The organism is Vibrio sp. 5S239 (genome assembly GCF_041439575.1).
Lineage (GTDB): Bacteria > Pseudomonadota > Gammaproteobacteria > Enterobacterales > Vibrionaceae > Vibrio > Vibrio kanaloae.
This window is the reverse complement of sequence record NZ_JBGOOM010000027.1, coordinates 1-26,844: the sequence shown is the minus strand read 5'-3', so window position 1 is coordinate 26,844 and position 26,844 is coordinate 1. Positions and strand designations below refer to the sequence as shown.

General features: G+C 44.2%; 23 protein-coding genes and 1 tRNA gene. 12 read left to right on the top strand and 12 right to left on the bottom strand.

All coding sequences use genetic code 11. From position 1 onward, the window contains the following. Nucleotides 1-112 precede the first annotated feature (112 nt). Both ACED48_RS17590 and ACED48_RS17585 read left to right on the top strand, forming a co-directional pair. Entirely contained in the window at nucleotides 113-2,896 is a 2,784-nt protein-coding gene (locus tag ACED48_RS17590) for a heavy metal translocating P-type ATPase (RefSeq protein ID WP_017056819.1), read from the top strand. Then, the gene (locus ACED48_RS17585; RefSeq protein ID WP_017056818.1) at nucleotides 2,886-3,332 is read left to right on the top strand and encodes a DUF411 domain-containing protein; all 447 of its coding nucleotides are present in this window, start codon (nucleotides 2,886-2,888) and stop codon (nucleotides 3,330-3,332) included. The genes ACED48_RS17590 and ACED48_RS17585 overlap by 11 nt, the downstream gene beginning before the upstream one ends. Nucleotides 3,333-3,521: 189 nt before the next feature. Here the strand turns inward: ACED48_RS17585 and ACED48_RS17580 are convergent, their stop codons facing one another. Together ACED48_RS17580 and ACED48_RS17575 are read right to left on the bottom strand one after the other, a co-directional pair. Continuing rightward, nucleotides 3,522-4,289 (bottom strand): ABC transporter ATP-binding protein, encoded by a 768-nt coding sequence (locus tag ACED48_RS17580; protein ID WP_017056817.1) that lies wholly within the window; start codon nucleotides 4,287-4,289, stop codon nucleotides 3,522-3,524. Between the two features lie 2 nt (nucleotides 4,290-4,291). Continuing rightward, nucleotides 4,292-5,344, bottom strand: a complete 1,053-nt coding sequence (locus ACED48_RS17575; RefSeq protein ID WP_017056816.1) for an iron ABC transporter permease — start codon at nucleotides 5,342-5,344, stop codon at nucleotides 4,292-4,294. A 183-nt stretch (nucleotides 5,345-5,527) separates the two neighbouring features. Between ACED48_RS17575 and ACED48_RS17570 the strand changes: the two genes are divergently transcribed. Further along, nucleotides 5,528-6,610: an ABC transporter substrate-binding protein gene (locus tag ACED48_RS17570; protein WP_017056815.1), complete on the top strand. Its 1,083-nt coding sequence runs from the start codon at nucleotides 5,528-5,530 to the stop codon at nucleotides 6,608-6,610. Nucleotides 6,611-6,847: 237 nt separating this feature from the next. On the opposite strand, the gene ACED48_RS17565 is transcribed toward ACED48_RS17570, so the two are convergent. Beyond that, nucleotides 6,848-9,502 carry a beta-N-acetylhexosaminidase gene (locus ACED48_RS17565; protein WP_017056814.1) on the bottom strand — a complete coding sequence of 885 codons (2,655 nt, stop codon included), beginning with the start codon at nucleotides 9,500-9,502 and terminating at the stop codon, nucleotides 6,848-6,850. 408 nt (nucleotides 9,503-9,910) lie between these two features. On the opposite strand from ACED48_RS17565, the gene ACED48_RS17560 reads away from it, so the two are divergent. Beyond that, complete coding sequence (locus ACED48_RS17560) at nucleotides 9,911-10,798, top strand: TraB/GumN family protein (RefSeq protein ID WP_017056812.1); 888 nt, start codon at nucleotides 9,911-9,913, stop codon at nucleotides 10,796-10,798. Between the two features lie 270 nt (nucleotides 10,799-11,068). On the opposite strand, the gene ACED48_RS17555 is transcribed toward ACED48_RS17560, so the two are convergent. Then, nucleotides 11,069-11,145 (bottom strand) — tRNA-Pro (locus tag ACED48_RS17555). A 255-nt stretch (nucleotides 11,146-11,400) separates the two neighbouring features. Here ACED48_RS17555 and ACED48_RS17550 point away from each other — a divergent pair. From ACED48_RS17550 to rluF, 3 genes are all read left to right on the top strand, one after another. Continuing rightward, nucleotides 11,401-11,541, top strand: coding sequence for a DUF3149 domain-containing protein (locus tag ACED48_RS17550; RefSeq protein WP_017056811.1), 141 nt, complete (start codon nucleotides 11,401-11,403; stop codon nucleotides 11,539-11,541). 167 nt (nucleotides 11,542-11,708) lie between these two features. After that, nucleotides 11,709-12,290 (top strand): DNA endonuclease SmrA, encoded by a 582-nt coding sequence (gene smrA, locus ACED48_RS17545; RefSeq protein ID WP_017056810.1) that lies wholly within the window; start codon nucleotides 11,709-11,711, stop codon nucleotides 12,288-12,290. Nucleotides 12,291-12,481: 191 nt separating this feature from the next. Continuing rightward, nucleotides 12,482-13,615, top strand: a complete 1,134-nt coding sequence (gene rluF / locus ACED48_RS17540; RefSeq protein ID WP_017056809.1) for a 23S rRNA pseudouridine(2604) synthase RluF — start codon at nucleotides 12,482-12,484, stop codon at nucleotides 13,613-13,615. Between the two features lie 106 nt (nucleotides 13,616-13,721). On the opposite strand, the gene ybaK is transcribed toward rluF, so the two are convergent. The 8 genes from ybaK to hemA form a co-directional block, all read right to left on the bottom strand. Next, nucleotides 13,722-14,195, bottom strand: coding sequence for a Cys-tRNA(Pro) deacylase (gene ybaK / locus ACED48_RS17535; protein ID WP_004736243.1), 474 nt, complete (start codon nucleotides 14,193-14,195; stop codon nucleotides 13,722-13,724). Between the two features lie 118 nt (nucleotides 14,196-14,313). Continuing rightward, on the bottom strand, nucleotides 14,314-15,975 hold the full coding sequence (gene ushA / locus ACED48_RS17530; protein WP_017056808.1) for a bifunctional UDP-sugar hydrolase/5'-nucleotidase UshA: 1,662 nt from the start codon (nucleotides 15,973-15,975) through the stop codon (nucleotides 14,314-14,316). A gap of 430 nt (nucleotides 15,976-16,405) precedes the next feature. After that, nucleotides 16,406-17,260 carry a 3-deoxy-8-phosphooctulonate synthase gene (gene kdsA, locus ACED48_RS17525; protein WP_171351091.1) on the bottom strand — a complete coding sequence of 285 codons (855 nt, stop codon included), beginning with the start codon at nucleotides 17,258-17,260 and terminating at the stop codon, nucleotides 16,406-16,408. Between the two features lie 22 nt (nucleotides 17,261-17,282). Further along, nucleotides 17,283-18,092 carry a SirB1 family protein gene (locus ACED48_RS17520; RefSeq protein ID WP_017056806.1) on the bottom strand — a complete coding sequence of 270 codons (810 nt, stop codon included), beginning with the start codon at nucleotides 18,090-18,092 and terminating at the stop codon, nucleotides 17,283-17,285. 28 nt (nucleotides 18,093-18,120) lie between these two features. Then, nucleotides 18,121-18,504 (bottom strand): SirB2 family protein, encoded by a 384-nt coding sequence (locus tag ACED48_RS17515; RefSeq protein ID WP_009848726.1) that lies wholly within the window; start codon nucleotides 18,502-18,504, stop codon nucleotides 18,121-18,123. Between the two features lie 187 nt (nucleotides 18,505-18,691). Continuing rightward, nucleotides 18,692-19,564, bottom strand: a complete 873-nt coding sequence (gene prmC, locus ACED48_RS17510; protein ID WP_017056805.1) for a peptide chain release factor N(5)-glutamine methyltransferase — start codon at nucleotides 19,562-19,564, stop codon at nucleotides 18,692-18,694. A gap of 5 nt (nucleotides 19,565-19,569) precedes the next feature. Then, nucleotides 19,570-20,658: a peptide chain release factor 1 gene (prfA, locus tag ACED48_RS17505; RefSeq protein ID WP_017056804.1), complete on the bottom strand. Its 1,089-nt coding sequence runs from the start codon at nucleotides 20,656-20,658 to the stop codon at nucleotides 19,570-19,572. A gap of 28 nt (nucleotides 20,659-20,686) precedes the next feature. Beyond that, on the bottom strand, nucleotides 20,687-21,946 hold the full coding sequence (gene hemA / locus ACED48_RS17500; protein ID WP_017056803.1) for a glutamyl-tRNA reductase: 1,260 nt from the start codon (nucleotides 21,944-21,946) through the stop codon (nucleotides 20,687-20,689). A gap of 160 nt (nucleotides 21,947-22,106) precedes the next feature. On the opposite strand from hemA, the gene lolB reads away from it, so the two are divergent. From lolB to ychF, 5 genes are all read left to right on the top strand, one after another. Beyond that, the gene (gene lolB / locus ACED48_RS17495; RefSeq protein WP_017056802.1) at nucleotides 22,107-22,754 is read left to right on the top strand and encodes a lipoprotein insertase outer membrane protein LolB; all 648 of its coding nucleotides are present in this window, start codon (nucleotides 22,107-22,109) and stop codon (nucleotides 22,752-22,754) included. Beyond that, nucleotides 22,751-23,626: a 4-(cytidine 5'-diphospho)-2-C-methyl-D-erythritol kinase gene (gene ispE, locus ACED48_RS17490; RefSeq protein ID WP_017056801.1), complete on the top strand. Its 876-nt coding sequence runs from the start codon at nucleotides 22,751-22,753 to the stop codon at nucleotides 23,624-23,626. Before lolB ends, ispE begins: the two co-directional genes overlap by 4 nt. Nucleotides 23,627-23,653: 27 nt before the next feature. Further along, complete coding sequence (locus tag ACED48_RS17485; protein ID WP_012603389.1) at nucleotides 23,654-24,598, top strand: ribose-phosphate pyrophosphokinase; 945 nt, start codon at nucleotides 23,654-23,656, stop codon at nucleotides 24,596-24,598. Nucleotides 24,599-24,819: 221 nt separating this feature from the next. Next, a complete protein-coding gene (gene pth / locus ACED48_RS17480) occupies nucleotides 24,820-25,410 on the top strand; it encodes an aminoacyl-tRNA hydrolase (protein ID WP_017056800.1) in 591 nt (196 codons plus the stop codon). A gap of 10 nt (nucleotides 25,411-25,420) precedes the next feature. Next, nucleotides 25,421-26,512 (top strand): redox-regulated ATPase YchF, encoded by a 1,092-nt coding sequence (gene ychF / locus ACED48_RS17475; RefSeq protein WP_017056799.1) that lies wholly within the window; start codon nucleotides 25,421-25,423, stop codon nucleotides 26,510-26,512. Nucleotides 26,513-26,844: the final 332 nt, after the last annotated feature.

Sequence of the window (26,844 nt, the reverse complement as noted above, 5' to 3'; positions counted from 1 at the left end):
AAGGTAAATTCTCGCCACGCTCGCGATAAACCTCATCCATTCCACCACTCAATATTCTAACAAATATTAAATTCTTTAATTTATGTTTGACCTTACCCTTACGGGAAGGTTTATGTTAGACGTAGATGAGAATTGGAGTATCGATATGAACCATTACACAGCCGCGCTCAACGGCCTAAATTGCATGGGTTGTGCGAAGAAAGTTCGCACACTGTTTGGCGTTCTCGACAATACGACGATCAATGATATATCGCCGACCTACATCGATATTTCGACTCCTTCTAGTTACGTTCAACTCAACGAACAACTTGCGACGCTTGGTTATAGCATAGGTAATAAACTGCACCTTTCGCTATCTGGTCTTAGCTGCGGTAAGTGCGTGAACAAACTGACTCAAGTACTTGAACACACCGAGCAAATCTCAAACCTAGAAGTCAGCAAGCATGAATTGTCGTTAGTTACTCTGCTTTCTGAATCCGAGGTTATCGAGCTGATCGAAAGCGTGGGTTATCACGCGACTCCCTACTCTGAAGCTAGTGAGCTTTTATCGACTTCAGATTCAGAAGACGATAAAAAAACAGCGCCTACAGAAGCGACGTCAACTGAACCCGTTGCGAGCCAATATATTTATCACCTTGTTCTTGAGGGAATGACGTGTGCGAGTTGTGTTTCATCAGTCGAAAAAGCACTGAAAAAGAACGAGTTCGTCGACCAAGCTCAGATCAACCTAGCAGAACAGACAGCCTTAGTTTTCACCTCTAAAACACGTGACATCATCGAAAACGATCTAATAGCGTCCGTTAAAGCCGCAGGTTATGGCGCCGAGTTTGTAGATGATGCGACAACACAACAACAAAAGCAGCAAGAGCAACAACTTCGTACTCAACAAGCCTTCCTTAGAAACTCAGTAAGTGCGCTGGTCATCGGTGCTCCGCTGATGGCATGGGGCGTGTTCGGTGGCAGCATGACCATTGCCACATTTAACGATCAATTGGCTTGGGGCTTGGTTGGTGTCGTTTGTTTGATACTGCTTGCTACCTCAGGTCATAGCTTCTTCACGAATGCTTGGCAGTCGCTTATGCATAAGCGTGCGACCATGGATACCTTGGTTGCTCTAGGTACGGGCGCGGCATGGTTCTATTCAATGCTGGTTGTGCTGATTCCATCATGGTTCCCAGAACCATCGCGCCATGTCTACTTTGAGGCGAGCGCGATGATTGTCGGCCTTATCTCGTTAGGGCACTACATCGAAGCCAAAGCCAAAGCTCGTACTACGAAATCTTTGCAGGCACTGATTAACTTACAGCCACAAAAAGCGGTAGTTATTGTCGATGGCAAAGAACAAACCATCGCCGTAGAAGCCATTCAGGTCGGCATGCAAGTAAGAGTAAAACCCGGAGAGAAAGTGCCGGTTGATGGTGTCGTAGTCTCAGGTGAATCTTATATCGATGAGTCGATGCTGACCGGTGAACCACTACCCAACGTTAAATCAATTAATGATGGCGTTTCTGCGGGCACCATTAATGGTGATGGCAGCTTAGTTATTGAAGCAACTGGGATTGGCTCAAGCACCATGTTGGCTCGAATCATTCAAATGGTTCGCCAAGCACAAAGCAGTAAACCAGCAATCGCCAAGCTTGCAGACTCTATATCAGCTATTTTCGTTCCGGTTGTCGTCGTGATCGCTGCTGTTGCTGCCCTAGTTTGGTTATTTGTTGGTCCACAACCGAGTGCGAGCTACATGCTTGTGGTATCAACAACAGTACTGATTATCGCCTGTCCATGTGCCTTAGGCCTAGCCACACCACTTTCAATTACTGTCGGCGTAGGTAAAGCCGCTGAATTTGGCGTTCTTATTAAAGACGCTGATGTGTTGCAATCAGCCAGCAAAATCGATGCTGTTGTGTTTGATAAAACAGGCACATTGACCCAAGGCAAACCAAGCGTTCAACAGGCCTTTTACCCTAATCTAACGGAGCAAGAGTTACTGGCTTACGCCTATTCGGTTGAAGTCGGTTCAGAACACCCTCTTGCCAAAGCCGTTTGCCAGTATGCCGAGAACTTGGAAGTATCAGCACTCCCACACAGTGAATTTGAGAACCGCCGCGGCCTTGGAGTACAAGCCAACATTAACGGAAAAAACGTGCAAGTTGGCTCGCTTAAATACCTAACACAACTTAATGTTGACACTGAAATTGGCGCGGATTTTATCGAGCTTTGTCGTACACAAGCATGGACACCCATCTTCGTTGTAATCGATCAAAAACTGGAAGGCATATTTGGCATTTCAGACGCATTAAAAATAGATAGCAAACAGGCCATTGCTCAACTAAAATCCGCCGGAATTCACACTGTTCTATTAACGGGTGACAACGACTCTGTGGCTCAAGCAATAGGTAAAGACGTCGGTATTGATGAGGTTATCTCGGAAGTGCTTCCAGAGCAGAAAGCTCAACATATTGTTCAGCTGCAACAGCAATATAAGAGTGTAGCCATGGTTGGAGACGGCATTAACGATGCACCTGCTCTTGCTCAAGCAGATATAGGAATCGCAATGGGCAGTGGCAGTGATGTCGCGATTGAAAGTGCGCAAATGACGCTACTCAACTCATCGCCATTATCAGTAAGCAATGCGATCGAGTTGTCCCAAGCGACCGTGAGAAACATGAAGCAAAACCTGTTTGGTGCCTTCATCTATAACTCACTTGGTATTCCTATCGCAGCCGGTGTGCTCTACCCATTTTTCGGATTTCTGCTTAGCCCTGTCGTTGCAGGCGCTGCGATGGCAATGTCGTCAATTACGGTAGTGAGCAATGCCAACAGGCTGAGATTGTTTAAACCCACACATTCTAATATCAACAAAAACCATATTCATGAGGTTAACCATGATTCGTAAAATTATGACTCTTACAGCACTCGCTGCAATTTCAGGACAGGCTCTCGCGACTGATGTTCTAAACCATAAGTCTCCCTACTGCGGCTGCTGTACAGAATGGACTGAACATATGCGAGATGCTGGGTTCGATGTGACAGAGAAACTCCACGATGATATGAATCCAATAAAACAGAAGTTAGGAGTAACGCCAGAGTTGGCTTCTTGCCATACGGCAGAGATCGACGGTTACGTATTTGAAGGGCACATTCCAGCAGAGGACGTGAAAGCCTTTTTAGAAAACCCACCACGCAATGCGATTGGCTTAGCGGTTCCAGGTATGCCAATAGGTTCGCCAGGCATGGAGTATGGCGGTAAGAAAGACGAGTATTCTGTTTATGCGTTTAATGAAAAAGGTCAGGTGTTTGAATACCGTCACTACGCTGGAAACAGAGAGTAAGTTAACCAAGGTTACGTTATAAAAAATAAAGAGTCATCAGCAGTATGGTGATGCGGGGTTAACGAATGGGCTAGGACGCTAATCCGTTGCTGTATATTGCACACACCGCATATTCATAAGTATGACTAGATAACTTTTGAGAGACGTCTATCTAGTGAAATTTAATCAATTTCAGAGTGCTGAGCTTCACTAACTGGCTTTCATGGTTCTTATGAATGGGACGCCGTCTTCGTCGTGATGGACTTTCGCTTCAACTTGATAAATCTCTTTGACTAACTCTGTCGTCAAGACGTCTTTTGGTGAGCCAACACTAACTAATTCACCCTGTTTTATCACTAATAGGTTATCGGCATATTGAGCTGCAAGGTTGAGATCATGCAATACCATTATACTCACATAATTTTTCGCGCGAGTTTGGGTAACAAGGTGATTGAGTAATACATGTTGATGATGTAGGTCTAAAGCACTAACAGGTTCATCCAGCAGCATAATCTCAGGATTTCGCATAATCGCTTGAGCGAAAAGGATCATTTGGCGTTGACCGCCGCTGAGAGAACTCACATTACGGTTTGCCAAATCCGCCATGCCGATACTATTGAGTATCTGTAACCCTTCACCAAGAAGCTTGTCATCGATGCGTAAACTTAAGCTATCTAATCTCCCCATTAGCACGACTTCGATGACACTCAAGCTCACTTGTAAACCAATATCTTGAGGCATGTAACCCAACTTGGCGCGCCATGATGATAGAAACTTAGTATCGAGTTCGTCATCGTAATGAGAAACCGAGCCACTTGTCATATTCACATCACCAAAAATGGCCTTAAGTAAGGTGCTTTTACCAGCGCCATTTGGCCCTAAAACAGCAGTAACCTGACCAGGCTCCAGCGTGAAGCTAAAGTTATTAGCAAGCGTTAATGTGTCAATGTTAATGTTTACTTTGTTCGCGACTAACATGATTAACCTCTCTTCGCCAAGATCAGCCAGAAGAAGAACGGCACACCAATGATTGCCGTTACGATACCGATAGGAAACAGGGCGCCCGGAACAATAGTTTTTGACAGCACAGATGCGCTAGAAAGCAGGAAAGCTCCAATCAAGAAAGAAAGTGGTAAATAGAATCGCTGATCTTCGCCCACCATAGATTTCGCCATATTTGGTGCAACAATGCCAACAAAGCCGATGATTCCTACAAAGCTAGTCACCGTGGCAGTGATAAGCGCGACAATAAATAAAGTTTTGAAACGTAAGCGAGTGATATTTACGCCCACACTTTTGGCACGCTCTTCACCTAAACGAAGTGCAGTCAACTTCCATGCATCCTTCAGCAACAACACGCCGCCAATAAGAACAACAGCAGCCGTAATCGCGACGGTGTTCCAAGTTGCTTTTGTCAGGCTACCGAATAACCAGAACAGAATCTGTTGGCTAAGTTCGGGCGAAGAAACAAACTGAACCAGAGATAATAGCGATTGAAACAAGAACAAAAGGGCAATACCAGCCAGAATTAGTTGCCCGGAACTAATATGACGAGTAGACGCTAACGAGAATAGAAAGCATGCAGACAACATACAACATAAAAATGCGCCCAGCGGAACAGCGTAGTAGCTGCTTAACCCGAATGAGCCCATATACAGAGTGATTGCGGCGCCAAAACCAGCCGCGGCCGCCATACCTAACGTATAAGGGCTCGCCATCGTGTTATTGAGCAAAGTTTGCATCTCTGCTCCTCCCATACCAAGAGCACCACCAACAACAATAGCCATTATTGCAATTGGCAGTCTTAGTTCGGTCACAATAATTTGTGTAGACGGCTCGACTTGGTATGGCAAACCGATGAACTCGAACAGAGAGTGAAGTACTTTCGTCGCATCGAGCAAAGACGGACCTGTCATAATGTCCAGAATAAAGGTGGCCAGAATAAGTACACAGAAAGCACCGATAACCAAAAATCGACGTTTTTCACTTTTTCTCTGTTGCTGGATGAGCTGTTCTAATACTTCGGATTGCACGCCATATTACCTAGTTTGTTTTTGTTTATTGTTGATACACGGCGGGCTAAGGACTCGCGGTAGGGGCGCGATAATATCATTAATGATAGTTAGTTGCATTATCATTAACAAAACAATTAATATACTCCTCCACAGGCGGATCTGGAGCCGTCTCACACATTGAATCTAAAAGGAACCTTGTTGATGCTGAAATATATACTGACACTTGCTGCTACATGTATTAGCACACTGTCATTTGCCGAAGTGACAACCGTAACCGATGTGCTTGGACGTGAGGTGACGTTTGATTCGCCAGCTCAGCGAGTTGTTGTGGGGTTCTACCCTGAAGACTACATGGCCATCGGCACAGAAGCGGCCTATGACAACGTGGTAGGTATGTCAAAGTACATTTGGCAGGCACGCTCAGCGAGCTGGAAAGCGTATGTGACCCATCGACCATCGCTTGATGATATTCCAGAAATTGGTCGCGTAGATACTAACGCTTTTTCTATGGAGAAGGTAATCAGTCTGAATCCAGACGTTGTGATGCTTGCGGATTGGCAATTCAAAGCTCTGACATCAGACGTTGAACGTATGAAGAATGCCGGTATTGCCGTTGTTGTCGTAGATTACAATGCGCAAACCGTTGAACGTCATGTTCAGACTACTAAGCTAATTGGTGAGCTCACTGGTCAGCAAGAGCGTGCCGAGATCATTGCCAATGAATATAAACAAAATATTGAGATGATCGGCGAGCGATTAGCCAAAGCAAACCTAGATAAGCCAAAAATTTACACCGAATTCGGCGCTTCTGGTGTTGATGAAGTTGGTTATACGTTTGGTAAAAACATGTGGGGCGCTATCGCAACAATGGCAGGGGGTGACAACATCTCGTCTCCATTTGTAGAATGGTGGGGCAAATTAAACCCAGAACAAATCATTGCTGCAAACCCAGATGTGATTGTAATGACGGGCTATGAATCTGGCAGTGCAGATGACGCAATGCTCATGGGGGAAGGCGTAGAGTCTGCATTGGCAAAAGAGCGATTAGCAGGATTTAAAAACCGTATCGGTTGGTCTTCAATTTCTGCAGTAAAGAATAATCGTATGTACGCAGCTTACCACGGTGCTTCCCGTACCATCATTGATGGAGCCTTGATTCAGTTCTATGCAAAAATCTTGTATCCAGACGTATTCAGTGACCTAAACCCGGAAGCAGCATACGCAGCATTTTATGCCAAGTATCTACCAATAAAACCGGTTGGCACATTCATGACAGAGCTCTAATCTTACTCTGTAATACCTGGCAAGCTGGCCGATTGATTTCAGGCAACGCCATTTCTGAGTTCATGCCTTGAAGCTTCGGGAACAAAAAAGCGTACACCCCATTATAGAGTGTGTACGCTTTTCATTTATACAGAAACATTACGAATACAGGGCTATAACTCACTCCTCCCCGAATAGATACTTTTTCTACTGTTTACTCAAATTACGGGTAGCCCTTCTATTAATGTTGCTTATCGATTATTTTATCGAAGTCACTCGACTTACTTTCTCGCCACTTTCATAGATAGAGCGGATGTAAGTTTCGCCAGAAACCAATGGACGTTTTTGCTCATCATACGTTAGCCAGTTTTCACCATCAGCTGAGTATTGAAGCTCTACGCCTGGGAATTGAACGTTCATTGCAAGCTCGCCATCAACCACTTTTGCACCCGGAACTGGCAGTCGGTAATCAATACCCGCTTTTCCAAGCTTAGCCAGCTCACGTTGGCCAACAATATTCGCGAAACGATTAAAGTCACTGTTTAGAGCCTGCTTATTCACTAAGTCAGTATCTTGAGAATACTCAACGCCCACTTTGTAGTCGTTTTCCCAATCCGCTCTGTGCCATGCGCGCTCTGCTGCTGCAAGAACTCGTGGGAATACCATGTATTCATACTGCTCGTCAGTACGTACCGTCTCAGACCAAAGTTGTGCCGACAAACCGTAGAAAGGTTTCGCTTCAATCTCGCCTTTACCACTGAAGCCATTGCCGTCACGGTCTAATGACGTTTCCGCATTTTGTGGCATGTTTTCCGGTGCGAAACCGAACATCTTACGAGTATCCGTTGCACGCGTTGCCCAATAGTAACCGCGCTCTGCTGCATCTACTTCGTATGGCATATCCATGTATACGTAATCTGGGTTAGAGACAATCACGTCATAACCTTTCGCAGACCAGTCGTAAACTGATGAAGTGCCGCCCCAGTAAAGAACGTCCCAGAAGTTAACGCGAGTCGTTTCAGTAGCGAAGCCAGATTCCCCCTCTTCCACATACTTCAAGCCATCTTGCCAAGCTTGGAAGTGAGGAATGCCTTTGTCTGCAACAATTTTTGATACTTCTTTTGCAAAGTAGCCAGGCAGGTGACCGAAATCACTCACTGAACCATCAGCAATCAAAGACTGACATTGTGGAGACTGTTGGAATGGTTTGTCTTGCTTGTCTAGCTCAATGTTACCTTTCCATGCCACTTTGTCTTCTGCATTAATATCTTGGAAGCCTGCGCCTAGCTTGATGTTTTTCGCTTCATCACCACCAAAGTGCCAAGTCGTTAGCGGCATACCCGCCTCATTGTGCATTGCTGCAATTTCAGTAATCACTTTATCAACAAAGCGAGTCGATGATTCCATACATGGGTTAATGAAGCTGTGTTTATCGTAGAACTGAATCGTCGTCACGTTTGAAGTATCTTGTGGATCCATCAAGCGATATTCACTTGCTTCAGCTTCTTTGCCTTCCGCCGTTAGGCGAGTGTAACGAGCTTCCATTGATACCACAGCAGAACGAGCGTGTGCCGGCATATCAATTTCTGGAATTACTTCGATGCTGCGCGCTTTTGCGTAGCTTAAGATCTCGACGTAATCCGCTTTACTAAAGAAACCAGAGCCAAAGTTGTCTGTTGTTGGACCCGAACCTAGCTGAGGCAGTAAACAGCTTTGCTCTTCCAAATCAAAACAACGATTAGACCCTACATCTGTTAGCTCTGGTAAACCTGGGATTTCTAAACGCCAGCCTTCATCATCCGTTAAGTGAAGGTGCAGTTTGTTCATCTTGTAGGCTGCCATTTGATCTAGCGTTGCTAGGATGGCATCTTTTGAGTGGAAATTTCGAGCAACATCCACCATCACACCACGGTAATCAAAGCGTGGCGCATCTTGGATCGACAGTTGTGGTAATGATTCAGCGTTCTGACTGTCTATTAGGCCAAAAATAGACTGAACTGCGTAGAAAGCACCTGTTTTATCAAACGCTTTAATCGCAATCCCCTCTTCCGAGATGCTTAGTTCATAAGCGCCAGATTTCGCTAAATCACCCGTAAACAGAGTAGGAACAACAGCGACACTCACAGGTAGGTCGCCACTCACATCTACGTTTACCACATCTGCACGTTCTTCAATTGCTGCGAATTGCTCAGCATCGAATGCGTCTTTAGGTAGGGCAATGCCACCAGCGATGCTCACTGAACCTTCACCCGCTTCTACTGACATTGGTGTTGGTAGTAGAGTTGTTGAAACGTCTTGCGTTGCTAGATCTGCATTCTTTTCAAAGCGAGTAACCGCGGTTGCCATGACATTGTTGTCATCAGGTGTACGCTTAAGGTTGTTTCCTTCCAAACCAGTTACGAACGACGCGACATCTTCCGTATTCAATGAAGCAATCATCTTAGGTTCAGCGTTTGGCGCCGTTACAAATGCACCCGGCATAAAGTCGGTTTCAAACAGTTGCCAGTATTCACTTGTTAGTGGAAGAAGCACTTCTTCACCAGCGGCAAAACCATCGAACTTATCTGTCGGTTCTAGTTTGTGTAGGTCACCCGTTACACGAGTGATTTTAAACTGCTCATTATCAACATCTAAGATAAGACGAATACTGTGGAAGTAGATGGCCCAATCTTTCGAATCAATAGCTTCACCATCATTAGTTAGCGTCATGTTCACTTTGTTACATGATGCCCACTCTGCGCCGAGATCCTGACAAGCCATACCCTCATTCGCAACGTGATTGGTTAGAATTTCATATTGCACATCAAGGTTATCAGCCAGTGCATTAACCACCAGTTGTTCTGGTGCTTGTGTTACAGCACAACCCGCCAAACCAGCCAGTACCGCTACAGATAGTAAGTTTCTCTTCAACATCGTATTCACCCATAAATTTAGAAAATTGAGTAAGAAGCAAAGTGGAGCGCTTCTGAAAGTTAGGTAAACTATATGACCTTATTTTTTGCTGTGAATTAAATCAGACTAATTCAGTGATCAGCTTCAAACCTCAGAAATACAGCAAATATTATTTTCATTAAAATCATAATCTTAGCGTTGACGACACTTCCGTCACTTTTATTTTGACGTAATAAATGAGAATTAAATCACAATATTTTTAGAGAATTTCATAAAATCGTATCGCTGATGGAGAGAAAGGTTTATGAGTTGGTTCGTGTTGTTATACTTTTCGTACAAACAACGTGACGTCGTTCTCAAAAAAAACCGTTAAAAAAACGCCGTCAAAATCTTTTTTAACGAGTTTATGTCTTTCTAAAGGAGCTTTCTTTGCGCACATTTTTGTACCTTACGTTACTCACACTTGCCTTTTCAGCAAAGCAAGCTGTCGCCGAACCTCTTTATTGGCAAGCTAAAAAAGATGATCTGACCCTCACTATCTTAGGTTCCGTGCACGTTGGGGATGAGAGCATGTACCCTCTTCCTTCACAGGTCACTGACACGTTAAAAGAGAGCGACGGATTAATTGTCGAGACAGATATAAGAAAGACAGAGGGTGTGGTGTATCCCACGACCACAGTGACCTCGGGTGATGTATTAAACGAAGAACAAAAACAGTTGTTAACGAGCATTTCCAAGTCTTTGGGTATGCCGACACAACAACTACTGAGCTCCCCACCTTGGGCAACCTCTCTATCGATACAAATGCAGCAGTTAAAAAACCTTGGTTACGGCTCGGCTGGCGGTGTAGACGCAACACTCGCCTATAAAGCAACAATACAAGACGTTCCAGTGATCAGCTTAGAGCCGCTACAATTTCAAATAGACCTCATTGCAGGACAAAAAGATTCTGGTAAAGAGTGGCTAGTGACTAGCATTGAAGAGTTTGACCAAACAGACCGTGTGGTTCGTTGCCTTATTGAGGGCTGGAAAGCGGGTGATATAACCAAACTCGAGGATTTTGCGAAACTGTCTGAAATGCCATCTGAACTTGAGAAAGCATTTTTAACTGATCGCAACGTTGATTGGGCAAAAAAACTATCTGCCAATGATTGGAAGCTCAACTCAAAGGGACACTACGTACTGGTCGTTGGCACTTTACATCTGATTGGAGACGGTAACCTTTTACAGTTATTAGAAGATAAGGGGTTCAGTGTGACTCAACAATCACAGAGCCAACAAGCTCAGTGTCAATTTGAGGTTAATGCGAAAAGCTAGCGAGGTTCACCCTCATTACCTTCTCGCCATGAGGATAAGACTGGCATCCCAGCCCCCCCCCTCATGCTCTAAACCATATAAGCGCTTTAACTATTTCAAAATGCAAAAAAGCCGTAACCCTATCTATTATAAAAGGGGCTACGGCTTTCTTTAATGTGATCAACAAAGAGCTTATTTTGAACATCAGGCGAACCCCCACTTAAGTTCAAATCCTATTTTCAATCCCCTTAAACGACGAAAGCCTGCTCAATGAGCAGGCTTTCTTTAATGTGGTCGGTGAAGAGGGATTCGAACCCCCGACCCTCTGGTCCCAAACCAGATGCGCTACCAAGCTGCGCTATTCACCGAGATATCTAACGGGCTTATTGCCTGTCGATGCAGCGTATAATACGGATTCTGAATTTATCCGCAAGGGCTTTTTTCACTCTTTTTTACAAAGTTTAATCATTCGAACAAAAGACGTACAACCTAACGCCTAACGTGACGAAAAACACACACTCACCAACAAATATTTAACTTATGAAACAGGATTGATCCAGATCAGTGAATCAATAATGCCACTTAATACACTAACCCGTGTCATATAACTTTGAGGTATACACATGGACTTTTGGCTAGAACTCCTATTTGGTAATGCGGTGGGGCTATCTTCAATGATAGTGATCTTCGGGGCTTTGGGTCTCATGATGTTCTATGGAGGTTTCTTCATCTACAAAGTTATGACTGACAAATCTCCTCATTAGAATTGCTCAGCCTAACTCATTTACTTTTAAGTATCATTCTTGATAGGTAAACGTTAAAACGCTTTGCACCGGAGTAGGCTTCTTGTCTTCTCCGGTTTTTTCATTTTTAAACACCATACTAACTTAGGTATACTGACCCTACCCTTATCCAACTTGAGATACCCGCTATGTCTCATGATGACGACTTAGATCTATTCCAAGAAATGATGGGCGATGTTAAACGTATCGACAATGACACCGCCGAACACCAGAAAGTACACCGAGTCACAGAATCTCATCTTGCCAAGCGTGAAGCTGCTATGTGGCTGTCTGATGACGAGAAAGATTATCTCTCGCTCGACTATTCTCCGATGTTAAAGCCAGATGATGTTATCGCCTATAAAAAAGATGGCGTGCAGGAAGGCGTATTCAAGAAACTGCGCTTAGGTAAATATCCAATTCAAGCTAAGCTCGATCTGCACAGGAAAACACTGAAAGATGCTCGTAATGAAGTGCTTTCATTTTTACGTCAATGTCTAAGAATGGATGTGCGCACCGTGATTATTGTTCACGGTAAGGGTGAGCGCTCTAACCCACCTGCCATGATGAAAAGCTATGTGGCGAATTGGCTCTCGCAAATTAATGATGTTCAGTGTGTTCATTCAACACAGCAATTTCATGGTGGCACAGGTGCCGTTTACGTCATGCTGAGAAAAAGTAATGACAAGAAACTCGAAAATAGAGAGCGACATCAGAAACGATCGAGTTAATCATATTGTGTCGAGAACACCAGCTACACGTTCTTTAATGCTCTAACCTGGTGCGCAATAGATATTTAGTGCCGAAGTACACTCTAGGTGCTAAAATTGTCGTCAATTAACGAATTCAAACGTAAAAGCAACTATCCTGTAGTTGCTTTTTGTTTATCTATATTTCCGTTGTGAAACGCTAAGAGAATATCATGTCACAAGAATCCCAAGCTAAACGCCTTAATAAATACATCAGTGAAACTGGTTTTTGTTCACGCCGCGAAGCCGACAAACTCATTGATGCAGGCCGAGTTACTATTAACGGTAAGATCCCTGAAATGGGTACCAAAGTCTTGCCCGGTGATGATGTTGAGATCGACAATAAACCTGTTCGCTCAAAAGAGAAGCCGATCTACATTGCTCTTAATAAACCAACAGGCATTACCTGTACTACTGAACGTGATATTCCTGGCAACATCGTCGACTTTATCGGCCACCACAAACGTATTTTCCCTATTGGTCGTCTAGATAAGCCTTCTGATGGTCTTATCTTCTTGACCAACGATGGCGACATCGTAAACAAAATCCTACGTGCAGGTAACAACCACGAGAAAGAATACGTGGTGCGTGTAGATAAGCCGATTTCGACTGAGTTCTTGAAGCAAATGGGCGCTGGCGTTCATATTCTCGATACTGTTACCTTGCCATGTAAGGTCGAGAAAGAAACCAAATTTTCGTTCCGAATCACACTAACGCAAGGCCTTAACCGTCAGATTCGCCGTATGTGTGAAGCATTGGGTTACGAGGTATTTAAGCTGCGCCGTGTTCGTATTATGAACATCTCATTAGACGGCATTCCTAACGGGAAATGGCGCTACCTGAGCGACGAAGAGATCACTGAAATTTTAGCGATGTGTGAAGGCTCTGTAAGTACTGAAGATGCATCAAAAATGAACGCGAAAGGTCAACGCATTCGCAAAGCGACAGACGCAAAACTTTTTGATAGCCGTGAAGAAAACCAAACTTCAACAGCGCGCCGTAATCAAAACGAGAACCGTACTCGCACTTACCGTGGTAATAACGCGGATGAATTCCGCCATGCGCCAAACTCAAAGCGTGGTCGTAATTCGTCGAATAGTGAAAGCGGCGGCAACACCGAGAACTGGAAATCGAACTCTCGTTCAGAGCGTTCAAATTCAGATCGAAACAGCTCGGATCGCAATCGCACAGACCGCGACAATAACGATCGTAGAAGCGGTAAGCCAGCAAACCGTAGTCAAGATTCAAACAGACCAAATAAACCAGCAGCAAAACGCGTTGGTGGTACATTAGGCCTGAAGAAGTAGTCAGAATCAGTAAGACGAGACACTCGATATAAAAACGCCCGCTAGATTAGTCTAGCGGGCGTTCTTGTATGTAATTCGATAGTTTTATCATCATGACGACGACAATCTATAAACATAGATCAGCAAACTGACCGCGAGTCAGTAGCGCTAAGTCTTTCGGGTCGAGCTCAATTTCTAGCCCGCGCTTCCCTGCACTCACGCATATCGTTTCAAAATCGGTAGCGCTGGAATGAACAAAGGTAGGCAAGGCTTTTTTCTGACCAAGAGGGCTGATCCCGCCCACCACATAACCCGTGGTTTTCTGAGCAATATCAGGATTCGCCATCTCTGCTTTTTTGCCTTTTGCCGCTTTTGCCGCAAGCTTCAGGTTTAGCTTCTGATCAACGGGAATAACGGCAACAGCTAAATCTTTAGCGACGCCATTCAAACAGAACAAAAGCGTTTTAAATACACGTTTGGGATCTTGACCAAGCGCTTCGACAGCCTCTAATCCATAATTCGTGTTATTCGTATCGTGGTGATATTGATGCACGCTATGAGCGATTTTCTTTTTCTTGGCGAGATTGATTGCAGGGGTCATAACAAATCCAAACGATAGATAAACAAAAAGCGACGCCGAGGCGTCGCTTTAGTTAAATTTATCATGGTGCTGGAGTCAATCTAATTCAGCATCTAATGACTAAATTTATTGGGGTCAATTACTTGTAAACCATTTGACCAGAAGGTGCATACTTGTTCACGTCGACCGGGCTATTTGCTTCTAGGTACTCTTTCAGTACTTCAGCATCAACAAAACCAGTGTTTACGTAACCTGGGTGGTCAGACAATTTAGGATAGCCATCACCACCAGCAGCATTAAAGCTTGGTATTGTGAAACGATATGTCTCGTCCAAGCGAAGCTGTTTACCACCGATGAATACATTCGATACTGCACCATTTTCTACTGTCATAGAGATACCAGCAAACTGAGCGTAAGCACCAGAATCGATTGGTTTAGTCGCCACTACGTTTAGGTAATCAAGTACTTCTTTACCCGTCATATCTGTGTAAGTCAGAATGTTTGCAAATGGTTGTACTTTTAGCACGTCTTTGTAAGTTACATCGCCCGCTTCAATTGAATCACGCACACCACCAGAGTTCATCACAGCGAAGTCTGCTTTTGCACGCTCCATGTGTGAAGTAGCAATCAAACGACCTAAGTTAGTCTGTTGGAAACGAACGACGTTACGATCACCTTCAAGCTTGCCATTTGTCTCGGCGATCTTAACTTCTAGCTGAGCTTGACCTTCCTCTTGGAAAGGACGTAGGAATTCAAGGAGCTCTGGATCTTGGGCGATTTCATCTTGAATAAGAACTCGTTGCTTCTTACCATCAATCTTAACTTTCTTCTTAAGGTTAACAGGAACCAGATCGTAGCTCACCATTTCTAGCTCACCATTACGGAATTCGTAATCAGCACGACCAACGTACTTACCCCACTCGTGAGCTTGAACGATGTAAGTACCGTTTTGTACGTCGGGTCTACACTCATCACCCGGTGTGAAGTTTTTCTTCGCAACGTTAGGGCCTTCCATACAAACAGGCTCTTGAGAATGACCACCTACGATCATGTCGAGATCACCTTCATTGAGGTAACGAGCCAATGCTACGTCCCCAGGTGCGTTAACACCACGTTGGCCATTTTCGTAGTGACCCATATGAGTGACAGCAAAAATCAGATCCGGACTTTCTGTTTCTTTCAATTCAGCGATTAACTTTTTCGCTTCTTCTTTAGGGTCACGGAAGTCGATACCAGCGATAAACTCTGGATTCCCAATTTTCGCTGTGTCTTCAGTTGTTAGGCCGATAACTGCAATCTTAATGCCTTGCTTTTCAAACATCTCGTAAGCTTGAAACTTACGTTCACCAGTCGCTTTATCGTAGATGTTTGCAGAAAGCATTGGAAAGTTAGCCCAGTCGATCTGCTTTTGTAGTACGTCTAGTGAATTATCGAACTCGTGGTTACCCAATGCCATTGCATCGTAACCAATCTTGTTCATGCCTTTGAAATCAGGTTCTGCATCTTGAAGATCGGACTCTGGTACACCAGTATTAATGTCACCGCCAGAAAGAAGCAACACGCTACCACCTTCGGCTTCAACTTCAGCACGAAGTTGATCAACCAGCGTTTTACGCGCAGACATGCCGTATTCGCCGTATTTGTTCTGCCAGAAGCGACCATGATTGTCGTTAGTGTGAAGAATCGTTAGCTTGTAAGTTTCATCTTGGTTCCAATCTAGAGTAGATTGAGACGAACACCCAGCTAGAGTAGCTAAGATTGCAGCACTTAGTGCTGTCTTTAGAATAAGGCGTTGCTTCATTGTCATACCTTTGAACTTTTTAGGGGAATCCACTGCTTTTTATAATCTATTGCGACCCCTTTCCTGGAGTTCGTACAATAAGACTTCAACATAACTAATCTTAAATTAACATTCTCGATGTAACACGACGATTTCATATTTATGTCGAATTGGTCACGCATAGATTAATAGTTAAGTGTAACAAAATTATGAGATTACACTCAAACTTCCCCTGCATCACAGGCAATCGTTTACTTAAAAAGTGTGATAAATATCAGCAATTTACTATAAATAGAATAAGCCTTACACTAATAGAATAATACAACAAGTAATCACCTACATTGTTAATACCAATCGTAGTAAATAACGGGTTACCCTAGCTGATAAAAAACGCCCAGTTCAAAGAACTGGGCGTTTGCTGTTTATCTTAATGTTAAATAACTATGCTGAGTTATTTAATGTCAATGTGGTCGAATCCTTTGATAAGATCATCAAGCGCTTTCATCTGCTTCAAGAACGGCTCTAGTTTATCTAGAGGTAGCGCTGACGGACCGTCACAACGAGCTTGATCTGGGTTCGGGTGCGCTTCAATAAACAGACCTGCAATACCTGTAGCAAGACCCGCTTTCGCAAGCTCAACCGTTTGCTCGCGACGACCGCCAGATGCAGCACCTGATGGGTCACGCATTTGAAGCGCGTGAGTCACGTCAAAGATGATTGGGCTACCGTTCGAAGACTTCTTCATTACACCGAAGCCAAGCATATCAACAACTAAGTTGTCATATCCCATGCAAGAACCACGTTCGCAAAGAATGATGTTGTCGTTACCGCACTCAGCAAACTTATCAACGATATTACCCACTTGATCTGGGCTCATGAACTGAGGTTTCTTCACGTTAATCACAGAACCTGTTTTCGCCATCGCTTCAACAAGGTCAGTTTGACGAGCTAGGAATGCAGGAAGCTGGATTACATCAACCACATCAGCGACTGGCTGAGCCTGTGCTTCGGTGTGGATATCAGTAATGATCTTCACGCCAAAGGTATCTTTCAGTTCTTGGAAGATTTTAAGACCTTCTTCCATACCTGGACCACGGTATGAATGCACTGAGCTGCGGTTCGCTTTATCAAAAGACGCCTTAAATACATAAGGGATGCCCAGCTTCTCTGTTACTTTTACGTAGTGCTCACAAATCTGCATAGCGAGATCACGAGACTCAAGAACATTCATGCCTGCAAATAGCGTAAATGGCTTATCATTAGCAATTGGCATATCGCCAATATGGACTGTTTTCTGTTCCATCATATTCTCTCTAAATAATTATTAATTAGTGAACAACCACGGTCTTTTCGTTCATGACATTCACTTGAGATTTCAGTAATTCAGATGCAGGGTCATCTGGGCATTGGTCGATAAAATATTGATAATCTGTTGCGGCCACTTGATGACAGTCTAACTGCTGATAAATAAACCCGCGATCACGGATTTCATACGGGTCATCCGGAACAAACGTCAAAGCAAGATCTGTACATTTCAATGCCAGCGTATAACGCTCCTCTCGCAGTAATGCACTCTTAAGCAACGCTAGCCATTTACCGATAATCGTTGGGTGATCAGCGACCTCTAAATGCTCTGCTTTCAACTTAGCGAGTGGCCCATCATGGCCAATCAACCAGGCTCGTAAGGTTTTTACACCAACATATTCGCCGTTGTAAGGATTGATATAGAGAGCAGCTTGGCCATACCAACTCACTTTAAGCAAGAACTGAGTTGGAAAAGAAATCCCCTCTACAGGGAAGCCTAGCTTGCGACCTAGAAAAAGGAAGATCGCGCCAAGACTCACTGGAATCCCCTTCTTTCTCTCAAGTACTTTGTCTATAAATGCGTTCTCCGAAGAGAAATACGCCTCTTTATCGCCAGCAAAGCCCCATTCAAAAAAGAATAGTCGAATAAAGGACTCAAACTTCTGCTGCTCATCGGTTTCATTCACCAACGCGAATTCAGCATCTTTTAGTAATCTTGAAAGCTCTTGCTCAGCCCAACTGTCTTGAGTTTCTGGGTTAATCGCTTTATTTAAGATCAATGCACCTTCAGCTAACTCTAGCTGGTCAAAGTCTTCATCAAAAAATTCGTACATAGGTAGTTAACCGAAAATAAGGAGATAATTAACCGAAAAATGTTGGTGTCTTCGTCATTGCGATTTTGCCTGCCATTGCTAACCAGCCAAGAGCGCCAAAAAACGAGAACACTCTCAATAGCTTGTTCTTACCCAACTTAAGTGCAAAGAAGCCTAATGCGATGTAAGCCATAACACAGGTGAGTTTTTCGGTTAACCATGGTGCTGCAGGCGTAAATGGAATAAAACCCGTAATAAAAATCAAGCCAATACCCGATAACAGCAGTAACGAGTCGTTGATATGAGGAAAACGCTGCAAGAAAGGATGCTTAAGCTTTGGAGAGTTAGCCATCATAAGAGCGAAACGAATCGAAAGCAGCAGTGCGCTTATCGCAATTGTTAATAGGTGAAAATGTTTTAAACCTTCGTACATGGTATTCCTTTATATTTTTATATGTGCTTTCGTTAACACGAGCCACACAATACCCGTTAATGCTCTGTATTTCTGCGTTAAATGCATCACCGAGTGAAATGTATTGTCGAGTTAAAGGTATAAATTTAGCAACTTCATCATCTATTGCTCACAAGATGATTAACCGCAGCCGATGGACAGTCACTATCTATGAACAGTAACGACCTAATGTCACTCGGTCATTACCACCGTAATCTTTCTCTGTGGCAACATCGAGATAACCGAGCGCCTGCATAATCTCACGTACCGCCAAGCCTTGGTCGTAACCATGTTCAAACGCTAGCCAGCCTTCGTTTTCTAAAAAGCGGCGTGCGTTTTCAGAGATGTATCGAATATCCGCGAGCCCTTTCTCTTCAGCGACTAACGCAGTAATTGGCTCAAAACGTACATCTCCTTGAGATAAATGAGGGTCATCTTTCTCAATATAAGGCGGGTTAGAGACAATTAAAGAGAACTTGGTATCGTTGCCATCAGAAGCTAATTCACTTAAAGGCTCAAACCAACTGCCATGTAAAAACGTAGCGTTGGTGATTTTTAAGCGCTTCGCATTTTCTGTCGCAAGCTCTTGAGCTTCAGGACGCAGATCAATACCCGTCACTGGTCTATTTGGCATTTCAGACGCTAACGCCAATGCAATTGCACCAGTGCCAGTTCCTAGATCCAGAATCGCCCCTTGTTTGCCAGAGGCTTTATCCAAAACGACTTCAACCAAACGCTCAGTATCTGGGCGTGGGATTAAGGTAGAAGGAGAAACTTTTAATGGCAATGACCAGAACTCACGTTCACCAACAATATAAGCCACAGGCTCACCGGTTAAACGTCGCCTTAAAAGTGCATTGAATTCGGACTCTTGTTCTGAGGTAAGAAGCTTCTCCGGCCAAGTAAGCAAGTATGACCTTGGTTTGTCTAAGACGTGACAAAGCAGTACCGCAGCATCAATAGAGGACGATGTGTTATCACCCTTTTGAAGCTGTACGATTGCTGATTTTAAAGCGCTTTCAACCGTATATGCTGACTGCATACAGATTAGTTGTGCTCTGAAAGTGCAGCAAGTTGGTCGGCTTGGTGCTCTTGAAGAACAGGATCAAGCAAGCTTTGCATATCGCCTTCAAGCACTTCGTTCAGACGGTAAATTGTCAAATTGATGCGGTGATCAGAAACACGACCTTGTGGGTAGTTGTACGTACGAATACGATCACTACGGTCACCAGAACCTAGCAGGTTACGACGTGTGTCTGAAACTGCTGCCGCGCGGCGCTCTTCTTCTGCCTGAACAATACGAGCCGCAAGCACAGCCATCGCTTTCGCCTTGTTCTTATGCTGAGATCGCTCATCTTGACACTCTACTACGGTACCGGTTGGTAAGTGAGTAATACGGATTGCTGAATCCGTGGTGTTAACGTGTTGACCACCCGCGCCAGAAGCACGGAAAGTATCAATTTTAAGATCGCCAGCCTTGATTTCTGGAAGATCAGCTTCTGGGATCTCAGGCATCACTGCGACCGTACATGCAGAAGTATGAACACGGCCTTGTGATTCCGTTTCAGGAACACGCTGCACACGGTGACCACCCGACTCAAATTTCATGGTACCGTAAACACTGTCGCCACTTATTTTGGCGATCATTTCTTTAAAGCCGCCCTGCTCTGAAACATTGCTGCTCATCACCTCGACACGCCAACCTTTTTTCTCGGCAAATTTAGAGTACATACGGAAAAGGTTACCCGCAAAGATACCCGCTTCATCCCCCCCCGCACCTGCGCGGATTTCTAGGAAACAGTTACGCTCATCATTTGGGTCTTTTGGAATAAGAAGAATTTGCAGCTCATCAGTCAGACGTTCAATGTTCGCTTTCGCCTCTTTGATTTCTTCTTGCGCCATTTCGCGCATTTCTGCGTCATCTTCATTTGCCATCTCTTCAGCAGCTTCTAAATCTTCTTGAGCTTGCTGGTATGACTGGAAACAAGCCGTCACTTCTTCAAGTTGAGAATACTCTCTTGAAAGTGCACGGAATTTGTCTTGATTCCCGATTACATCTGGATCACCAAGTAGATGTTGAACTTCTTCATAGCGTTCAACAAGTGTTTCAAGCTTTACTAGAATCGAGGCTTTCATAATGTCTTATCTTATTGGGGGTCTAATATTATTGAGGGTTTTCTAGGCCCAAACTCTGTCTAATGACCGTTAATTTTGCAGGTTCTCCTTGCTCTGCTGCACTTTGGAGTGCTCGCGTTGGAGCATGGATCAATTTGTTTGTGAGCTTATTACTGAGCTCAAGTAAAACTTTCTCGGGGTCACCGCCAGCAGCAAGTGATTGCAAACTCTTACTTAATAATTCTTCTCGTATTTCGTTGGCCGATTTACGGTAATCTCGAATACTGTCTACTGCTTGCAATGAACGCATCCAACTCATAAATGCAGCACTTTCTTCGCTGACAATCGCTTCAGCTTGAATCGCTTCAACTTTACGTTGCTCAATATTACCATCAACAATCGACTGCAGATCATCCACTGAATATAGATACGCATCATTCAGTTCGCCTACCTGAGATTCAACGTCGCGAGGCACGGCGATATCAACCAACAACATTGGTTGGTGCTTTCTTGTTTTCAAAGCAGTTTCAACCATTCCCTTACCTATAATAGGCAATGGGCTTGCTGTTGAGCTAATCACAATATCCGCTCGATGCAGATGGTCTGGAATCTCATTGAGGCTAATCACTTCAGCGCCAAACTCTTTTGCAAGACCTAAAGCACGCTCACGAGTTCGGTTAGCCACAATCATCTTGGTACAACCATTCGCCGACAGGTGCTTCGCCACCAGTTCAATAGTTTCCCCTGCACCGACCAATAACACCGTTGATGCGGCAATTGATTCAAAAATCTGTTTGGCTAACGTACAGGCGGCGTAAGCAACTGAAACTGCACTACCGCCAATTTCAGTTTCCGTTCGAACTCGTTTCGCAACAGAGAAGGATTTCTGGAATAGCTTTTCCATTGAAGCATCAACAGATTGGTTCTCTCTTGAATCTGTATAAGCTTGTTTCACCTGACCTAAGATCTGCGGTTCACCTAACACCAAAGAGTCCAAACCACAGGCCACACGCATTAAATGTTTTATTGCAGCTTGCTCTTCATGGATATACAGGCTTGGCTTTAACTCTTCAGGGCTCACTTGATGGAACACTGATAACCAATCGATCAACTTGTTTTTTGCCACGCCTTTAACGTCACAATACACTTCAGTTCGATTACAGGTAGAAAGTATGACACTTCCATTTACGTGTGCATTTGCGTTGAGTTGCTTAAGTGCCTCAGATAATTTATCTGGACCAAAAGCGACTTTTTCGCGCAATTCAACCGACGCAGTGTTGTGATTGATACCTACGGCAAGCAAAGACATGTATCAGAAGTTCTCGATCAGGGAATGGAAACAAGGGGCGAATTTTACTTGATGCATGGCTCTATTTAAAGAGCAAGCGGGATTTGTTTTCCTGAGTTCGTGAATTCAATGCTATAGTTGAAGCGTTTTTTAGATAAATTTGAACAAGTTGTGAGCAAATATGAGCAAGCTTCGTAAAATCACGTCTCTTCTTTTTATGACCATAATTATGGTGGGTTGCTCGTCTATACCCGAACAGCCGACCAGCGTTGAATGGCAAACCCACCAAAACCGACTTCTACAGATAAAAAGCTACCAAGCCTCGGGCAAGCTCGCCTACATATCTCCAGAGCAGCGCCAAAGCTTAAACTTCATTTGGAAACATTCACAAAATCAAAGTCAATTAAGACTCACAACCTTCCTAGGTCAAACCGTATTGAACCTGACCATAGATCCGTCGGGGGCTAAAGTCGTGACCTATAACGACCAAGTATTTACTCACGCAAGTGCGTCTGTATTAGTTGAGCAACTGACAGGTTTGCAGATACCGATAGATCACCTGCCCCAATGGCTCCTTGGCATTCCAGATCAAGCCGATAGCTACCAACTCAATAGCACAAACACACTTGAGTCTCTGTCGAAACAAGTCAGCAACCAGCTATGGACGTTAAATTTTGATCATTACCGAAATACAGAAATGCCGAGTAAACAATTGTCGGATGAAGACAACGCAAATGTAGAGACCATCCCCCTCCCTACCCGATTATCGTTCAAGCAAGACGGTAACAAAATCAACATTGTAGTTTCGAAGTGGACACTGAAAAAATGATAACAACGCCAACGCACTGGCCTTCTCCGGCTAAATTGAATTTATTTCTTTATATCACTGGTCGACGTGACAATGGCTATCACGAACTTCAAACCTTGTTTCAATTCGTCGATTTTGGCGATGAACTGACGGTTACCGCCAATGAGAACACGAGCTCGATTACCATCACACCAGACATCCCAGACGTTGCGACCGAAGACAACCTGATTTGGAAAGCGGCTACCGCCCTTCAACAATATACATCGACCTCTTTCGGTGCCGATATTGTGCTAAAGAAGGTGCTTCCTATGGGAGGGGGCATTGGTGGAGGCTCTTCAAATGCCGCAACCGTGTTGGTCGCGCTTAATTATCTATGGCAGCTAAATCTGTCTGATGATGAGCTTGCAGAGATCGGATTGAAGCTGGGTGCTGACGTTCCTGTGTTCGTTAGAGGCCACGCAGCCTTTGCTGAAGGAGTTGGAGAACAACTGCAACTCGCTCACCCGGATGAAAAATGGTACCTCGTTGCTAAGCCTCAAGTGAGCATAGCTACTGTAGACATATTCACACATTCAGAATTAACTCGAAATACCCCAAAGCGAGCGCTATCAACGCTTCTAGAGCAAGAATACGTAAACGATTGCGAAAAAATTGTGCGAATGCTGTACCCAGAGGTTGATAAGCAACTTTCATGGCTGCTACAATACGCGCCGTCGAGACTGACTGGTACTGGCTCGTGTGTTTTTGCTGAATTTAACAGCAAAAAAGAAGCCGAGTTGGTACTAGAAAAACTGCCTGACATGGTTTCCGCTTTCGTGGCGAAAGGACGAAACATTTCGCCTTTAAGAGAGACTTTGGCTGAGTATCAATCAGCCCACCCACAATCTATTTAAAACTGGACGCAACCCGAGGTTTCCACCGTGCCTGATATGAAGCTATTTGCTGGTAACGCAACACCTGAACTAGCCCAACGTATTGCTGATCGTCTATACATCTCTCTTGGAGATGCTACTGTAGACCGTTTTTCTGATGGCGAAGTCGCTGTACAAATCAATGAAAACGTTCGTGGTAGCGATGTATTCCTGATTCAATCAACTTGTGCACCAACCAATGACAACCTTATGGAGTTGGTGGTAATGATTGACGCAATGCGCCGTGCTTCTGCTGGCCGTATTACTGCTGTAATCCCTTACTTCGGTTATGCTCGTCAAGATCGTCGTGTACGTTCTGCTCGTGTACCTATTACTGCAAAAGTTGTTGCAGATTTCCTTTCTAACGTTGGCGTTGACCGCGTTCTTACTATTGACCTACACGCAGAGCAAATTCAAGGCTTCTTCGATGTACCAGTTGATAACATCTTCGGCACTCCAGTTCTTTTAGAAGACATGGCGAACCGTGGCCTAGAAAACCCAGTTGTGGTTTCTCCAGACCTTGGTGGTGTTGTGCGTGCTCGTGCTACAGCTAAAGCGCTAGGTGATGTTGACATCGCTATCGTTGATAAGCGTCGCCCACGCGCTAACGTTTCTGAAGTAATGAACCTAATCGGTGATGTTGAAGGTCGCGACTGTGTGATCGTTGATGACATGATCGATACTGGTGGTACTTTATGTAAAGCCGCTGAAGCGCTTAAAGAGCGCGGTGCTAAGCGTGTATTCGCTTACGCAACTCACGCGGTATTCTCTGGTACTGCTGCAGAAAACATCCGCAACTCAGTACTAGACCAAGTTATTGTTACTGATTCAATTAAGCTTTCTCCAGAAATGGCAGCGACAGGCAAAGTTACTGAGCTAAGCCTTTCTCGCATGCTTGCTGAAGCAATTCGCCGCATCAGCAACGAAGAATCAATCTCAGCGATGTTCAACTAATTAGAGCCTCATAGTTTTTTACAATAGCTTTGGTTTAGAAACACGTTAGAGAAAGACATTAAGCACTTCATTAAATGAAGTGCTTTTTTTATGTCTGAGTTATATCGCACGACTATTTATCACAATCAGGAATAATCGTGTTGCTGTCAGCTAGCTCGCACCTTTTTCATAAACTGTGATATCATACGGCGCTTTTTGAAATCCCAAGAGAGATCCATACCTTGAGCCAACAAATAAAACTTCTCGTTGGACTGGCTAATCCAGGTCCAGAATACGCCAAAACTCGCCACAATGCGGGTGCTTGGGTAGTTGAAGAATTAGCACGAGTACACAACGTGACACTAAAGAACGAATCAAAGTTCTTTGGCCTTACGGGTCGTATCATGGTTCATGGTGAAGATCTTCGTTTGCTGATCCCAACGACTTTTATGAACTTATCAGGCAAAGCAGTTGCGGCTCTGGCAAAGTTCTACCAAATTAAACCAGAAGAGATCATGGTGGCTCATGATGAGTTAGATCTCCCTCCTGGCATTGGAAAGTTTAAAAAAGGTGGTGGTCACGGCGGACACAACGGTCTGAAAGACATCATCAGCAAACAGGGTAACAATAAAGAATTCTATCGTCTTAGATTAGGCATTGGCCATCCAGGACACAAAGATAAAGTTGCAGGTTATGTATTAGGCAAAGCTCCACAAAAAGAGCAAGAGTGTATCGAGGCCGTCGTTGACGAATCGGTTCGCAGCCTAGACATCTTATTAAAAGATGGCCTACCAAAAGCACAAAATCGCTTACATACGTTCAAAGCAGAATAAGGTTTATATCATGGGTTTTAAATGTGGCATCGTTGGTCTACCAAACGTTGGTAAGTCAACTCTGTTTAACGCACTGACTAAAGCAGGCATCGAAGCAGCAAACTTTCCATTTTGTACGATCGAACCAAACACAGGTATCGTTCCGGTCCCAGATCTGCGCTTAGATGCATTAGCAAAGATTGTTAATCCACAGAAGATCCTTCCAACAACAATGGAATTCGTAGATATCGCTGGCTTAGTTGCTGGCGCGTCTAAAGGTGAAGGCCTTGGTAACAAATTCCTTGCAAACATCCGCGAAACTGACGCTATCGGTCACGTTGTTCGCTGCTTTGAAAACGAAAACATCGTTCACGTTTCTGGCAAAGTATCTCCTATCGAAGATATCGAAGTGATCAACCTTGAACTTGCGCTGGCTGACTTAGACAGCTGTGAGCGTGCAATTCAACGTAACGCTAAGAAAGCAAAAGGCGGTGACAAGGACGCTAAATTCGAGATCACTGTACTAGAAAAACTACTACCAGTTCTTACTGAAGGTGGAATGGCACGTACAGTTGAACTAGGGAAAGAAGAAGCGGCGGCTATCGGCTACCTAAACTTCCTAACGCTTAAGCCAACTATGTACATCGCAAACGTTGCGGAAGATGGTTTCGAAAACAATCCTTACCTAGACGCGGTTCGTGAATACGCAGAAAACGAAAACAACGTAGTTGTTGCTGTTTGTGCGGCTATCGAATCTGAACTTTCTGAACTTGACGACGAAGATCGCGAAGAATTCCTGGCAGACATGGGAATCGAAGAACCAGGCCTTAACCGAGTTATCCGCTCTGGTTACGAACTACTAACTCTTCAAACTTACTTTACTGCTGGTGTAAAAGAAGTTCGAGCTTGGACAATTCCTATTGGCGCAACGGCGCCACAGGCTGCTGGTAAAATCCACACTGACTTCGAAAAAGGCTTCATCAGAGCTGAAGTTGTTGGTTTTGATCACTTTATCGAATTTAACGGTGAGAGCGGTGCAAAAGATGCAGGTAAATGGCGTCTTGAAGGCAAAGAATACATAGTTAAAGATGGTGACGTTGTTCACTTCCGTTTCAACGTATAATTACTGATTTTACATCAGATAAAGGCCAGTGAGTTCACTGGCCTTTTTTGTTTTCCCTCTGGCTAAATAGCCCTGTATCTGAAACCTAACTTCCTATATATATCGGCTTTTTGACCTGTTTTTTGCCGACAAATACGCCTCTTTGACTAAAAAGAAACCGAACAGATGTTTATTCGTGATTTATTCAAAAAAAAAGTTGACGGGTTTCACTCAACTCCGCATAATGCGCCCCGTTCACAGCGAAGCGGTAACGTATCAAAATGAACAAAAAATTGGAATGGCTACTTAGCTCAGTTGGTTAGAGCACATCACTCATAATGATGGGGTCGCAG